General features: G+C 72.0%; 12 protein-coding genes. 3 read left to right on the top strand and 9 right to left on the bottom strand.

Going from position 1 to position 13,820, the window contains the following annotated elements:
- Positions 1-8 precede the first annotated feature (8 nt).
- From pgl to tkt, 5 genes are all read right to left on the bottom strand, one after another.
- Positions 9-791, bottom strand: a complete 783-nt coding sequence (pgl, locus tag NRK68_RS08605) for a 6-phosphogluconolactonase (protein WP_183069558.1) — start codon at positions 789-791, stop codon at positions 9-11.
- Positions 792-1,025: 234 nt separating this feature from the next.
- Positions 1,026-2,063: a glucose-6-phosphate dehydrogenase assembly protein OpcA gene (gene opcA / locus NRK68_RS08600; RefSeq protein WP_257855522.1), complete on the bottom strand. Its 1,038-nt coding sequence runs from the start codon at positions 2,061-2,063 to the stop codon at positions 1,026-1,028.
- Entirely contained in the window at positions 2,060-3,586 is a 1,527-nt protein-coding gene (zwf, locus tag NRK68_RS08595; RefSeq protein WP_030766695.1) for a glucose-6-phosphate dehydrogenase, read from the bottom strand. The genes opcA and zwf overlap by 4 nt, the downstream gene beginning before the upstream one ends.
- Before the next feature lie 5 nt (positions 3,587-3,591).
- Positions 3,592-4,710, bottom strand: a complete 1,119-nt coding sequence (tal, locus tag NRK68_RS08590; RefSeq protein ID WP_183069560.1) for a transaldolase — start codon at positions 4,708-4,710, stop codon at positions 3,592-3,594.
- Between the two features lie 34 nt (positions 4,711-4,744).
- Complete coding sequence (tkt, locus tag NRK68_RS08585) at positions 4,745-6,832, bottom strand: transketolase (RefSeq protein ID WP_183069561.1); 2,088 nt, start codon at positions 6,830-6,832, stop codon at positions 4,745-4,747.
- A 325-nt stretch (positions 6,833-7,157) separates the two neighbouring features.
- Between tkt and NRK68_RS08580 the strand changes: the two genes are divergently transcribed.
- The 3 genes from NRK68_RS08580 to NRK68_RS08570 all read left to right on the top strand — a co-directional run bounded on the left by NRK68_RS08580 (position 7,158) and on the right by NRK68_RS08570 (position 9,708).
- Positions 7,158-8,105 carry a heme o synthase gene (locus NRK68_RS08580; RefSeq protein WP_075970093.1) on the top strand — a complete coding sequence of 316 codons (948 nt, stop codon included), beginning with the start codon at positions 7,158-7,160 and terminating at the stop codon, positions 8,103-8,105.
- A gap of 24 nt (positions 8,106-8,129) precedes the next feature.
- On the top strand, positions 8,130-8,489 hold the full coding sequence (locus NRK68_RS08575; RefSeq protein ID WP_257855521.1) for a hypothetical protein: 360 nt from the start codon (positions 8,130-8,132) through the stop codon (positions 8,487-8,489).
- Positions 8,490-8,616: 127 nt separating this feature from the next.
- Positions 8,617-9,708, top strand: coding sequence for an amidohydrolase family protein (locus NRK68_RS08570; RefSeq protein ID WP_183069563.1), 1,092 nt, complete (start codon positions 8,617-8,619; stop codon positions 9,706-9,708).
- A 46-nt stretch (positions 9,709-9,754) separates the two neighbouring features.
- Here NRK68_RS08570 and NRK68_RS08565 read toward each other — a convergent pair whose 3' ends face one another.
- The 4 genes from NRK68_RS08565 to NRK68_RS08550 form a co-directional block, all read right to left on the bottom strand.
- Positions 9,755-10,714 carry a COX15/CtaA family protein gene (locus NRK68_RS08565; protein WP_373023495.1) on the bottom strand — a complete coding sequence of 320 codons (960 nt, stop codon included), beginning with the start codon at positions 10,712-10,714 and terminating at the stop codon, positions 9,755-9,757.
- A gap of 34 nt (positions 10,715-10,748) precedes the next feature.
- Positions 10,749-11,885 (bottom strand): hypothetical protein, encoded by a 1,137-nt coding sequence (locus NRK68_RS08560; protein ID WP_183069565.1) that lies wholly within the window; start codon positions 11,883-11,885, stop codon positions 10,749-10,751.
- 68 nt (positions 11,886-11,953) lie between these two features.
- Complete coding sequence (locus NRK68_RS08555) at positions 11,954-12,721, bottom strand: ABC transporter permease (protein WP_257855520.1); 768 nt, start codon at positions 12,719-12,721, stop codon at positions 11,954-11,956.
- The gene (locus NRK68_RS08550; protein ID WP_257855519.1) at positions 12,718-13,644 is read right to left on the bottom strand and encodes an ABC transporter ATP-binding protein; all 927 of its coding nucleotides are present in this window, start codon (positions 13,642-13,644) and stop codon (positions 12,718-12,720) included. Before NRK68_RS08550 ends, NRK68_RS08555 begins: the two co-directional genes overlap by 4 nt.
- Between the last annotated feature and the right edge of the window lie 176 nt (positions 13,645-13,820).

The following is a 13,820-nucleotide window of genomic DNA, read 5'->3' as shown; positions in this document are numbered from 1 at the left end:
GGGGACCGTCAGGAGGAGACCGGGGGGTACATCCCGGACGGCAGCTTGGCCGCCGCCGCGCGGTCCAGCAGCCACAGGGTGCGCGAGCGCCCGTACGCCTCCGCGGCCGGCGCCTGCACTCCGCCGGCTCCGCCGAGGGCGATGGAGACCGCTCCTGCCTTGTCCGCGCCGGCCGCCAGCAGCCAGACCTCGCGGGCCGCCCGGATGGCCGGGAGGGTCAGCGAGATCCGGGTGGGCGGGGGCTTGGGCGCGCCGTGCACGCCGACCACCGTACGGTCGGTCTCCCGGGCCGCCGGGTGCTCGGGGAAGAGCGAGGCCACGTGCGTGTCCGGGCCGACGCCCAGCATCAGCACGTCGAAGGTGGGCACCGGACCGTGGTCCTCCGGCCCGGCCGCCCGCGCCAGCTCGGCCGCGTAGGCGGCGGCCGCCGCGTCCACGTCGGCGCCGTGCGGGCCGTCCGAGGCCGGCATGGCGTGCACGCGGGCGGGGTCGACCGGGACGGAGTCCAGGAGGGCCTCCCGGGCCTGCGTGTGATTGCGCTCCGGGTCGTCGGCGGGCACGTACCGATCGTCGCCCCACCAGAGGTCCAGCCGGTGCCAGTCGATCGCGTCGCGGGCCGGGGCGGTGGCCAGTGCGGCGAGGAGACCGTTGCCGTTGCGGCCGCCCGTGAGGACCACGGACGCGCTGCCGCGGGCCGTCTGGGCGTCCACGATCTTCGTGATGAGCCGGGCCGCGGTGGCCTGGGCCATCAGTTCCTTGTCCCGGTGGACGACGACCTGAGGAGTCGTCATACCCATGTGCTGCCGCCTTCGTGGTTTCTGGGGTGATATCCGGTCGCCGCTGCGCGGAGCCCTTCCCCCACCCCGCCCCTTCCCGAAACCGGGCTCCGCCCCGGAACCCGGTCCTCAAACGCCGGACAGGCTGAACTTCAGCCCCGCCGGCGTTTGAGGCGCTGGGTCCGGGGCGGAGCCCCAGGAAACGGAGAAAGGGTGGGGCGGGGAGCGGCTCCGCGCAGCGGCCCCCGGCTACTTGGCCGTCGCCTTCTTCGCCGGCTTGGCCGCCGGCTTCGAGGGCTCGGCCTTGGCCGGAGCGGCCGCCTCGGCCTTGGCCGGGGCCTCGGCCTCGGGCTGCGAAGAGGCCGCCGCCAGCTGGGACACTCCGTACTTCAGCGAAGCCTCGTACGTGTTGTCCGGGTCCAGCCGACGCAGCTCCTCCGCCAGGAGCTCGGCCGTGTCGCGGCGCTTGAGCGCCACGTTCCGGTCGGGCTGTCCCGGCATGCACAGCGTGGCCAGCCCGCCGTCCGCCCGGTTCAGGACGATGTCGCCGTCCTTGGTCGCCAGGCGTACGGCCGTCAGGCCCGGCCCCGCCGACAGCGTGCGGCGGACGGGGACCTGGAGCCGGTCCGCCAGCCACATGGCCAGCAGTTCACAGCTCGGGTTGTCGCCCTCCCCCTCCACGGTCGCCGAGACGACCGTCAGGGCCTGCTGGTCCAGTGCCGCGGCCAGCATGGAGCGCCACGGGGTGATCCGGGTCCACGACAGATCCGTGTCCCCGGGCGCGTACGCCCCGGCCCGGGAGCCGAGCGTCCCGACCGGGTCCTCGCAGGAGTACGTGTCCGTGATGCGGCGCTGCCCGAGCGCACCCAGCGGATCGCCCGCCAGGTCCGTGGGAGCACCGTCCGGCCACCAGACGACCACAGGCGCATCCGGAAGGAGCAGCGGGAGAACCACCGACTGGGCGTGGTCGACCAGTTCGCCGTGAAGGCGCAGCACGACCGTCTCGCCGCTGCCCGCGTCCGCCCCGACGCGGACTTCCGCGTCGAGCCGGGCGTCACGGCGGCTGCGGGGCGAGCGGCTGGCCCGCTTGATGACGACGACGATCCGCGAGGGGTGTTCGTGGGACGCGTCGTTCGCCGACTTGAGCGCGTCGTACGCGTTCTCCTCGTCGGTCACGATCACCAGCGTGAGGACCATGCCGACGGCCGGCGTGCCGATGTCCCGGCGTGCCTGCACCATCGCGGCGTTGATCTTGCTGGAGTTGGTCTCCGTGAGGTCGATCTTCATGGCCGGCGCCAGCTCCGTCCGTCTCGTGCGAGCATCTCGTCCGCCTCGACCGGCCCCCAGGTGCCCGCCGGGTACTGCGCGGGCTTGCCGTGCTTGTCCCAGTACTCCTCGATCGGGTCGAGGATGTTCCAGGACAGTTCGACCTCCTGGTGGCGCGGGAAGAGGTTCGCGTCGCCGAGGAGCACGTCGAGGATGAGCCGCTCGTACGCCTCGGGGCTCGACTCCGTGAAGGACTCGCCGTAGGCGAAGTCCATCGTGACGTCCCGGACCTCCATGGAGGTGCCCGGAACCTTGGAACCGAAGCGGACGGTCACGCCTTCGTCCGGCTGGACCCGGATGACCAGGGCGTTCTGCCCGAGCTCCTCGGTCGCGCCCGACTCGAAGGGCAGGTAGGGGGCCCGCTTGAAGACGACCGCGATCTCCGTCACCCGGCGGCCCAGGCGCTTGCCCGTCCGCAGGTAGAAGGGGACGCCCGCCCAGCGGCGGTTGTTGATCTCCAGGCGGATGGCCGCATAGGTGTCGGTCTTCGACTTGGGGTCGATGCCGTCCTCTTCGAGGTACCCGACGACCTTCTCGCCGCCCTGCCAGGCCGCCGCGTACTGGCCGCGCACGGTGTGCTTGCCCAGGTCCTCCGGCAGCTGCACCGCCGTCAGCACCTTGAGCTTCTCCGCCACCAGCGCCTTGGGGTGGAAGGAGCCGGGCTCCTCCATCGCGGTCAGCGCGAGCAGCTGGAGCAGGTGGTTCTGGATGACGTCACGGGCCGCGCCGATGCCGTCGTAGTAGCCCGCCCGGCCGCCGATGCCGATGTCCTCGGCCATGGTGATCTGCACGTGGTCGACGTAGGACCGGTTCCAGATCGGCTCGAACATCGTGTTGGCGAAGCGGAGCGCCAGGATGTTCTGGACGGTCTCCTTGCCGAGGTAGTGGTCGATCCGGAAGACCTCGTCACGCGGGAAGACCTCGTGGACGACCTTGTTGAGCTCCTCGGCGCTCTTCAGGTCGTGGCCGAAGGGCTTCTCGATGACGGCGCGCCGCCAGGAGCCCTCCTTCTGTGCCAGACCGTGGTCCTTGAGCTGCTGGACCACCTTGGGGAAGAACTTCGGCGGGACGGACAGGTAGAAGGCGAAGTTGCCGCCCGTGCCCTGCGCCTTGTCGAGCTCGTCTATCGTCGCCTTGAGCGTCTCGAAGGCGGCGTCGTCGTCGAAGTCGCCCTGGACGAACCGGCAGCCCTGGACGAGCTGCTGCCAGACCTCCTCACGGAAGGGGGTGCGCGAGTGCTCCTTGACCGCCTCGTACACCTCCTGGGCGAAGTCCTCGTGCTCCCACTCCCGGCGGGCGAAGCCGATGAGGGAGAAGCCCGGCGGCAGCAGGCCGCGGTTGGCCAGGTCGTAGACGGCAGGCATCAGCTTCTTGCGCGACAGGTCACCCGTAACGCCGAAAATGACCAGGCCGGACGGCCCCGCGATGCGCGGGAGCCGCCGGTCCTGTGCGTCACGAAGCGGGTTCGCTCCGTTTACAGACAAGGTGTTCAGGCCTCCGTGGGGGCGAGGCGCTGGAGCTCCGCCTCGGTCGACTTCAGCAGGTCGTTCCAGGACGCCTCGAACTTCTCGACGCCCTCGTCTTCCAGCAGCTGAACGACATCGTCGTACGAGATGCCCAGCTTCGCGACCGCGTCGAGCTCGGCGCGGGCCTGCTCGTAGGTGCCGCGCACGGTGTCACCCGTGATCGAACCGTGGTCCGCGGTGGCCTCCAGGGTGGCCTCCGGCATGGTGTTCACCGTGTTCGGGGCGACCAGGTCCTCCACGTACAGGGTGTCCTTGTACGCCGGGTCCTTGACGCCCGTCGAGGCCCACAGCGCACGCTGCTTGTTGGCTCCGGCGCGCTCCAGGGCGTTCCAGCGGTCCGAGGAGAAGACCTCTTCGTAGGCCTCGTAGGCCAGACGGGCGTTGGCGAGCGCCGCCTTGCCCTTGAGGGCCTTCGCCTCGTCCGTGCCGATGGCGTCCAGGCGCTTGTCGATCTCGCTGTCCACGCGGGAGACGAAGAAGGAGGCGACCGAGTGGATCAGGGAGAGGTCCAGGCCGGCGGCCTTGGCCTTCTCCAGACCCGCCAGGTACGCGTCCATGACCTCGCGGTAACGCTCCAGCGAGAAGATCAGCGTGACGTTGACGCTGATGCCCTTGCCGATGACCTCGGTGATCGCCGGCAGGCCGGCCTTCGTCGCCGGGATCTTGATGAGCGTGTTAGGCCGGTCCACCAGCCAGGCGAGCTGCTTGGCCTCGGCGATCGTCGCCGCGGTGTTGTGGGCCAGACGGGGGTCGACCTCGATCGAGACGCGGCCGTCCTGGCCGTCGGTGCGGTCGTAGACCGGGCGCAGGATGTCGGCGGCGTCCCTGACGTCCGCCGTCGTGATCATGCGCAGGGCCTCGTCCACCGTGACCTTGCGGGTCGCGAGGTCGGTGAGCTGCTGCTCGTAGCCCTCGCCGCCGCTGATCGCCTTCTGGAAGATCGCCGGGTTGGTGGTGACACCGACCACGTGCGACTGGTCGATGAGCTCGGCCAGGTTGCCGGACGTGATGCGCTTGCGGGACAGGTCGTCCAGCCAGATCGCCACGCCTTCGTCGGAGAGGCGCTTGAGTGCGTCTGTCATGGGAATTGCATCTCCTACTGGTGTAGTACGGGCGTCAGCGCGCGGCGGCGGCGAGGGAGTCGCGGGCGGCGGCGGCGACGGCCTCCGGCGTGAACCCGAACTCGCGGAACAGCACCTTCGCGTCGGCCGAGGCACCGAAGTGCTCCAGCGACACGATCCGGCCCGCGTCACCGACGTAGCGGTGCCAGGTCAGGCCGATGCCCGCCTCGACCGCGACCCGGGCCTTGACCGAGGGCGGCAGGACGCTGTCCTTGTACGCCTGGTCCTGCTCCTCGAACCACTCGACGGACGGCATCGAGACCACACGGGTCGGGATGCCGGCGGCCTGGAGCTGCTCGCGGGCCTCGACGGCCACGTGGACCTCGGAACCGGTGCCGATGAGGACGACCTGGGCGTCGCCGCCGTCGGCCTCGAACAGCACGTAGCCGCCCTTGACGGTGTTCTCGTTGGCCTCGTAGGTCGGCACGCCCTGGCGGGTGAGGGCCAGACCGTGCGGGGTGCCCTTGCCGAACACCTTGGTGTGGCGCCTCAGAATCTCGCGCCAGGCGATCGCGGTCTCGTTCGCGTCGGCCGGACGGACGATGGTCAGGCCCGGAATGGCGCGCAGCGAGGCGAGGTGCTCGACCGGCTGGTGGGTCGGACCGTCCTCGCCGAGGCCGATGGAGTCGTGCGTCCACACGTAGGTCACCGGCAGGTGCATCAGGGCGGACAGGCGCACGGCGTTGCGCATGTAGTCGGAGAACACCAGGAAGGTGCCGCCGTAGATACGGGTGTGGCCGTGCAGGGCGATGCCGTTCATGGCCGCGGCCATGGCGTGCTCGCGGATGCCGAAGTGGATGGTGCGGCCGTACGGGTCGGCCTCCGGCAGCGGGTTGCCCACCGGCAGGAACGAGGAGTCCTTGTCGATGGTGGTGTTGTTGGAGCCGGCCAGGTCGGCCGAGCCGCCCCACAGCTCCGGGATGACCGCGCCGAGCGCCTGCAGCACCTTGCCGGAGGCGGCGCGGGTGGCGACGGCCTTGCCGGCCTCGAAGACGGGGAGCTCGTCCTCCCAGCCCGCGGGCAGCTCGTTTGCGTTGATGCGGTCGAACTCGGCGGCGCGCTCCGGGTTGGCGGTGCGCCAGGCGGAGAAGTCCTTCTCCCAGGCGGCCTTGGCCTCGCGGCCCCGGTCCAGCGCCTTGCGGGTGTGGGCGATGACCTCGTCGGCGACCTCGAAGGTCTGCTCCGGGTCGAAGCCGAGCACGCGCTTGGTGGCCGCGACCTCGTCGTCGCCGAGGGCCGAGCCGTGGGCGGCCTCGGTGTTCTGGGCGTGCGGGGCGGGCCAGGCGATGATCGAGCGGGCCGCGATGAAGGACGGGCGGTCCGTGACGGCCTTCGCGGCCTGGAGCGCGGCGAACAGCGCCTTCGGGTCGAGGTCGCCGTTCTCCTGCTGCTCGACGCGCTGGACGTGCCAGCCGTACGCCTCGTAGCGCTTCATGGTGTCCTCGGAGACGGCCGTCTCCGTGTCACCCTCGATGGAGATGTGGTTGTCGTCCCAGAGAAGGACGAGGTTGCCGAGCTTCTGGTGGCCGGCCAGTGCGGACGCCTCGTGGGAGATGCCCTCCTGGAGGCAGCCGTCGCCCGCGACCGCGTAGACCATGTGGTCGAACGGGGAGGTGCCGGGGGCGGCCTGCGGGTCGAAGAGACCGCGCTCGTAGCGGGCGGCCATGGCCATGCCCACCGCGTTGGCGACACCCTGGCCGAGCGGGCCCGTGGTGGTCTCGACGCCGGCCGTGTGGCCGTACTCCGGGTGGCCGGGGGTCTTGGAGCCCCAGGTGCGGAAGGACTTGAGGTCGTCCAGTTCGAGCCCGAACCCGCCCAGGTACAGCTGGGTGTAGAGGGTCAGGGACGAGTGCCCCGCGGAGAGCACGAAACGGTCGCGGCCCACCCACTCGGGGTCCGCCGGGTCGTGCCGCATCACCTTCTGGAAGAGGGTGTACGCGGCGGGGGCGAGGCTCATCGCCGTCCCGGGGTGGCCGTTTCCGACCTTCTGGACCGCGTCAGCGGCCAGGATGCGGGCGGTGTCGACGGCCCGCTGGTCCAGTTCGGTCCACTCGAGCTCTGTGGTGGTCGGCTTGGTGCTCACCGTGGGTCAGGGCTCCTCTCCACATGTTTGTATCCCGGTGACGAACGGTGCACCGGCGGTTCCGAGCCTACCCCCGCAACGGCGTGCAGCTATTCGAGTGCAGGCGGTCCGTCACCGCGCCGCCGCCATGCGTTCACCCGGCCACGGGGACACGGCGGGTGTCGTCCCCCGTATGTATGCACGGTCCGATCGGCTCAACACGAGGCGACCCCGGCGCGGGGCGACGTAAGCGCAACGTCTACAGTGGCGTGGTACGCGCAAGCCCCAACCCGGCCTCCATACCGTGAACGGCCGGAGTCGGAGCTTGCTGGATTCTCTCTCAGGGGTGTGCGTGACGGCCGTCGAATCCCGTCCAGCGGGGGTGCTCGGGACGAACCCCGGTCACCGGCCGTTCGGGACCCGCGTCATGGCTTTCGTGGCATTGACCAAGCCGCGGATCATCGAACTTCTGCTGATCACCACAGTGCCGGTGATGTTCCTCGCGGAGCAGGGCGTGCCGTCGCTGTGGCTGGTCCTGGTGACCTGCGTGGGCGGTTACCTGTCCGCGGGCGGCGCCAACGCGCTGAACATGTACATCGACCGCGACATCGACGCGCTGATGGACCGGACCTCCCAGCGCCCGCTGGTGACCGGGATGGTCAGCCCGCGGGAGTGCCTGGTCTTCGGCATCACGCTCGGCGTGGTCTCCACCCTGTTCTTCGGCCTGCTCGTCAACTGGCTGTCGGCCGCGCTCTCGCTCGGCGCGCTCCTCTTCTACGTCGTCGTCTACACGATGCTGTTGAAGCGGCGCACGACCCAGAACATCGTCTGGGGTGGCATCGCCGGCTGCCTGCCGGTCCTCATCGGCTGGTCCGCGGTCCGCAACGAGGTCTCCTGGGCCGCCGTCATCCTCTTCCTCGTCATCTTCTTCTGGACGCCGCCGCACTACTGGCCGCTGTCGATGAAGGTGGCCGACGACTACGCGCGGGTCGGTGTGCCGATGCTCCCCGTCGTCGCGGGCAACAAGGTCGTGGCGCGCCAGATCGTCCTCTACAGCTGGGTCATGGTCGGCGTCTCGCTGCTGCTGACCCCGCTGGGGTACACCGGCTGGTTCTACACCTCGGTCGCGCTGCTGGCCGGCGGCTGGTGGCTGTGGGAGGCGCACGCGCTGCACGCGCGGGCCAAGGCGGGTGTGACGGGCGCGAAGCTCAAGGAGATGCGCCTGTTCCACTGGTCGATCACCTACGTGTCGCTGCTGTTCGTGGCGGTGGCCGTGGATCCCTTCCTCCGTTGATTACTCGCCGGTAGCATGGCTTCCATGGGAGACACCGCAGACACCGCGGCCGCCGCAGGCGCCGCGGACAAGAAGCAGGACCGTACGGCCGCGAAGCTGGCCAAGCAGATCGGCGCCTTCGCCAAGCAGCACGGCGGCGCCGAGGGCCAGCTCGCGCACATCGGCCAGGCCGGCACCCGCATCGTGCTCGTGGGCACGGACGGCGGCTGGGGCGACCTGGTCGCTCCGACCTTCGCGGTGGCGCAGCTGGCCGCCGAGAAGGCCGGACTGACCCTCCATGACGAGTTCGACGGGGAGTTCGCCGCGCGCGTGCGGACGGGCCCGTACGAGTGGTCGCGGATGGCCGGCATCCAGCTCGGCGGACCCGAGAACCCGGCGGCCTGACCGCCCCCTGCCCCGTACCGGGGCCCGGTGTGCGGTCTCGGTCAACAGCCCGAGCAACACCTCACACCCCGCTCACCCGTTAGGACGTGTGGAAGCGCCTTCCTCACGTCCGCAACGGGATGCCCGGATGATCGAAACGCCGCCCCTGGTGGACCAGTACTGCCACGGAGTCCTCCGTACGGAGCTGGGCCTGGGTACCTTCGAGGCCCAGCTGATCCCTTCGGCCGGGCCGCCCGCCGCGGGCACCACCTTCTTCGACACCCAGACCGGTTTCGCGGTCCGCCGCTGGTGTCCGCCGCTGCTGGGGCTGGAGCCGCACGCGGCCCCCGCCCGCTATCTGGCCCGGCGCCGCGAGCTGGGCCCGGCCGAGACCGCGCGGCGGCTGCTGAGGGGGTCCGGGGCCGGTGTCTATCTCGTCGACACCGGCCAGGCCGGGGACCTCACCGGCCCCAAGGAACTGGCCCTCGCCGGCGACGCCGAGGCCTTCGAGACGGTCCGGCTGGAAGCGCTGGCCGTACAGGCCGCCGACACCTCCGGGACCGTGGCCGGCTTCCTCGCCGGCCTCGCCGAGGCCGTCCACCACGCCGCCGCCGGCGCCGCGGCCTTCGCCTGCGCCGCGGCCCCCGACCACGCCGGCGGTCCCGCCCTCGACCCCGATCCGCCCGGCCCGGGCGAGGTGCGCGGGGCGGCCGGGCGGTGGCTGGCAGGACGGCCGCGCGGTGGACCCGTACGGGATCCCGTGCTCCTGCGGCACCTGCTGTGGAGCGCGGTGCCGTCCGGGCTGCCGCTCCAGCTGCACACGGGTACGGGGGATCCCGCGGCGCTGACCGGGTTCGTACGGGCCACCGGGGGGCTGGGCACACGGCTGGTGCTGCTCGGCGGACATCCGTACCACCGGCACACGGCGCGGCTCGCGGAGGTCTTCCCGCACGTCTACGCCGACGCGGGCGCGGGCCTCGGGCGGACCGGGGCGCGGGCCGCCGCGGTCCTGGCCGAGCTGCTGGAGACCGCGCCGTTCGGGAAGCTGCTGTTCTCCAGCGGGGGCCGGGGGCTGCCCGAACTGCACGCGGTGGGCGCCCTGGTGTTCCGGGAGGCGCTGACCCGGGTGCTGGGTGGCTGGGTCGCCGAGGGGTCCTGGTCGTGGCGGGACGCGGACCGGGTGGCGGCCATGGTCGCGGCGGGCAACGCCCGCCGCCTCTACCGCCTGGACGGGCCGTGAGGCCCCGTCCGGCGCGGACGGGGCCTCACGGCCCGGGCGGAGGCGATCAGACGGAGGAGAGCTGGGCGTCGCCCGGTGCGGCGAGCCCCGCCTCGTCGGCCGGCCGCTCGCGCAGGCTCAGCGCGAGGCGGAGCACGGCGATCCACACCAGGCAGGAGCCCAGCATGTGCACGGCGACCAGGACCTCGGGCACATCGGTGAAGTACTGCACGTAGCCGATGCCGCCCTGGGCGAGCAGCACGAGCAGCAGGTCGCGGGCGCGGGCCCGGGTGTCGACCGGGGCGTCGACCACCCGCAGCACCAGCCACATCGCGACGGCCAGCGCGCAGACCACCCAGGCGGCGATGGCGTGCACGTGCGCGGTCGCCTCCCAGTCGAACGGCATCCGCTTGATCTCGCTGCTGTCACCGGCGTGCGGGCCGGACCCGGTGACCACCGTGCCGGCGGCGATCAGGACGAGGGTGGTGGCGATCAGCGCCCACGACAGCTTGCGCACCGGGCCGGGGACGCGCGGGCGCGGGGCGGTGTCGCCCTCGCCGACGCGCTGCCAGGTGACGGTCGTCACGGCGATCAGCGCGGTGGCGAGCAGGAAGTGCCCGGCCACGCTGTACGGGTTCAGGCCCGTCATGACGGTGATGCCGCCGAGCACGGCGTTGCACACCACGAGGGCGAACTGGATCCAGCCGAGCTTCGTCAGCGAGTGGCGCCAGGGCTCGGCCGACCGGGCCGCGACGATCACCCAGCCGACGGCGGCGCTGAGCACGTAGGTCAGCATCCGGTTGCCGAATTCGACGGCCCCGTGGAAGCCCTGCTCCTGCGTCACGATCAGGCTGTCGTCGGTGCACTTGGGCCAGGTGTCGCAGCCGAGACCGGATCCGGTCAGCCGCACCGCGCCGCCGGTGACGACGATGGCCACGCTCATGAAGAGCGCGGCGAGCGCGGCCCGCCGGACGATCCGGGGTGACGGAGTCCAGCGGCTGGCGATGTATGCGAGGGGGTTCAACACGCCCCATATCGTAGGCGACCCCTTGTGCAAAGTTTCACGAGGGGGTGGGGGGTGCCGCGTCCGGGCCCACGAGCAGGCGGAACCTGGCCCCGGCGGGGTCGCCCTCCTCGTGCCACCAGAGCAGGACACGCCAGTGCGCGGCGTGGCCCGGGTGGTGCGGTGAGTGCGTGAACCCCTGTATCAGTTCGGTCGCCACGTCCTCGGCCGTCCGGTTCCGCACTTCTGCGGCGCTGTGCCAGGGATGGGGGAGTGCGTTCCATGATCCGTCGGGGCCCCGGACGTCGAACCGCCATACCGCGATCCACGGGGTGACCTCCAGCATCGTGCGCACCTGCTCGGCGCCGAGGTGCAGCCGGGCCGCGATCTCGGGCTCCTCCACCGACCGGATGCGGGCGGCCACCACGGCCCGGGGCAGCAGCCGTTCGGGTAGCAGCCCCCGCGTGCGCAGGCCCACCAGCTCGTCGAAGGCCAGGTAGCGCAGGCGCAGTTCCAGCTGGCGGCCGATGTGGTCGAGGGCCTCCTCGGCGGCCTCGGCCTCCTCCGCCCCGGGGTCGGCCAGCAGCAGCCGGCGGAAGTCGGCCTCGGCGTCCACGGCCCAGGCCACCGCTTCCTCGGTCAGGCCCAGCTCGGCGAGGCGGTCCCCGAGGAACACCTTGGCCTGCGCGAGGCCCCGCCGGTTGACCGGGTCCTGCTGGTCCAGTCCGGCCCACACCTCCACCGCGGTACGGGTCAGATGACGGGCGCGCTCACCGGCTGCCCGCTCCATGGCGCTGGGGCCCTCGCCGGCGGCGGCCGGGCCCAGCGGGTGCTTGGGCAGCCGGTCCGCGTCGCTCAGCGGCCAGGCCAGCCACACCCCGTGGTTGATCAGCCCGCGGGCGTACCAGCGGGCGTACTCCGGGGTGTGCCGGGCCGCGCGTTCGGAGCTGCGCAGGCCCTCCTCGATGGTGGCGAGGGCGCTCGCGCGGTCCCCCGCGGCGAACCGCAGGGCGGCCCGGTCGGCGAGGCGCAGCCCGAGCAGGGCGGTGCACTCGGGGTCGTCCGGGAGGGTGCGCAGGGCGCCGATGAGCTCGTCGAGGAGCCGCTCGCGTTCCGCCGGCGCCGCCTGCGCGGCCCCCGCCCGCACCCGCGCCCACTGGTCGTCCAGCCGAAGAACGGCCTCCCGCTGCACCATGTCCGCCCCCCGGCTTCATGTGTGGAGGCGCCCATCTTCCCGGCTGTGCGGTCGCGAGGGAAAGGGTTTCATTCCCAGCGGAAGAGGCGCGCGGCGGCGCCCAGACCGAGTACCGCCCAGGCCCCGAGCACGGCGACGTCGCCCCACGGCAGCGCCGCTCCGTGCTGGAGCACCTCGCGCAGGCCGTCGGACAGCGCCGAGATCGGCAGCAGCCCCAGGACGGACTGCACGGCGTCCGGGAACTTCTCCATCGGCACGATCACCCCACCGCCGACGAGCAGCAGCAGGAACACCAGATTGGCGGCGGCCAGGGTGGCCTCGGCCTTGAGCGTGCCCGCCATCAGCAGCCCGAGCCCCGAGAAGGCGGCGGTGCCCAGCAGGACCAGCGCGACGGCCGACAGCGGGTTCCCCTGCGGGGACCAGCCCAGGGCGAGCGCGATCACCGTCAGCAGGGCGATCTGCAGCACCTCGGTGACCAGCACCGAGAGGGTCTTGGCGGCCATCAGCGCCCAGCGCGGGAGCGGGGAGGCCCCGAGCCGCTTGAGGACTCCGTAGCGGCGGTCGAAGCCGGTGGCGATGGCCTGGCCGGTGAAGGCCGTGGACATCACGGCGAGGGCGAGGATGCCCGGTGCGAGGAAGTCCACCGGCTTCCCGGCACCGGTGTCGACGATGTCGACGGCGGAGAACAGCACCAGGAGCAGCGCCGGGATGATCACCGTCAGCAGCAGCTGCTCGCCGTTGCGCAGCAGCATCCGGGTCTCCAGCGCCGTCTGCGCGAGGATCATGCGGGACACGGGCGCGGCCCCCGGGCGGGGGGTGAACGTACCGGCGCTCATGCGCGCAGCTCCTTACCGGTCAGTTCGAGGAAGACGTCTTCGAGGGTGTGCCGCTGCACGGCGAGGCTGTCGGGCAGCACGCCGTTCTGCGCGCACCAGGAGGCGACGGTGGCCAGCATCTGCGGGTCGACCTCGCCGGTCACCCGGTAGACGCCCGCGGTGACCTCGGCCGCCCGGGTGCCGTCGGGCAGCGCCTTGAGCAGCGAGGCGAGGTCGAGGGAGGGGCGGCCGGTGAAGCGCAGGGTGTTCTCGGCGCCGCCGCGGCACAGCTGGTCGGGGCTGCCGTGGGCGATGACGCGGCCCCCGTCCACGATGGCGACCTCGTCGGAGAGCTGCTCGGCCTCGTCCATGTGGTGGGTGGTGAGGACGACGGTGACCCCGTCGGTGCGCAGTTCCCGTACGAGATCCCAGGTGGCGCGGCGGGCCTGCGGGTCCAGGCCGGCGGTCGGCTCGTCGAGGAAGACGAGCTCGGGGCGGCCCACGACGGCCATGGCCAGGGCGAGGCGCTGCTGCTGACCGCCGGAGAGCCGGCGGTAGGGGGTGCGGCCGCAGCCGCCGAGTCCCAGGCGTTCCACCAGGGTGCCGGGGTCGAGCGGGTCGGCGTACAGCTTGGCCATGTGGCGCAGCATCTCGACGGCGCGGGCGCCGGAGTAGACGCCGCCGGACTGGAGCATCACACCGATACGCGGGCGCAGCGCCCCGGCCTGGGCGACCGGGTCGAGGCCGAGGACGCGGACGGTGCCGGCGTCGGGGCGGTGGTAGCCCTCACAGGTCTCCACCGTGGTCGTCTTGCCCGCGCCGTTGGGACCGAGGACCGCGGTGACGGTGCCCCTGCGGACGGTGAGGTCCAGTCCGTCCACCGCGGTCTTGGTGCCGTACCGCTTCACCAGTCCGCGGATCTCCACGGCGGGGTCGTTGCTCATGGAGGGTGAGTCTACGGAGCCGGAGGGTGGCCCCCCGGCCGAGGGCGGCGGTATTCGAACAGCCGGTCACGGAAATGGCTTTTTTCGGTCCGGTCCTCCCGGCCGGCCGATCCGGTTTCGGTGATCTTCCGTCGCGCCCGGCGCTCGGGGCGCCCGGAGCCGGCGGGAACGCATGA

Source organism: Streptomyces yangpuensis, from assembly GCF_024666385.1.
Taxonomy (GTDB): Bacteria; Actinomycetota; Actinomycetes; order Streptomycetales; family Streptomycetaceae; genus Streptomyces; species Streptomyces yangpuensis.
Note: the sequence above shows the minus strand (reverse complement) of the source record. Positions and strands in the feature narration are given on the sequence as shown.

Excerpts from the sequence above, each read along its gene's own strand:
- opcA (WP_257855522.1), bottom strand. The coding sequence starts at position 2,063 with ATGAAGATCGACCTCACGGAGACCAACTCCAGCAAGATCAACGCCGCG.
- NRK68_RS08550 (WP_257855519.1), bottom strand. The coding sequence starts at position 13,644 with ATGAGCAACGACCCCGCCGTGGAGATCCGCGGACTGGTGAAGCGGTAC.
- pgl (WP_183069558.1), bottom strand. The coding sequence starts at position 791 with ATGACGACTCCTCAGGTCGTCGTCCACCGGGACAAGGAACTGATGGCC.
- NRK68_RS08560 (WP_183069565.1), bottom strand. The coding sequence starts at position 11,885 with ATGGTGCAGCGGGAGGCCGTTCTTCGGCTGGACGACCAGTGGGCGCGG.
- tal (WP_183069560.1), bottom strand. The coding sequence starts at position 4,710 with ATGACAGACGCACTCAAGCGCCTCTCCGACGAAGGCGTGGCGATCTGG.
- NRK68_RS08575 (WP_257855521.1), top strand. The coding sequence starts at position 8,130 with ATGGGAGACACCGCAGACACCGCGGCCGCCGCAGGCGCCGCGGACAAG.
- NRK68_RS08570 (WP_183069563.1), top strand. The coding sequence starts at position 8,617 with ATGATCGAAACGCCGCCCCTGGTGGACCAGTACTGCCACGGAGTCCTC.
- NRK68_RS08555 (WP_257855520.1), bottom strand. The coding sequence starts at position 12,721 with ATGAGCGCCGGTACGTTCACCCCCCGCCCGGGGGCCGCGCCCGTGTCC.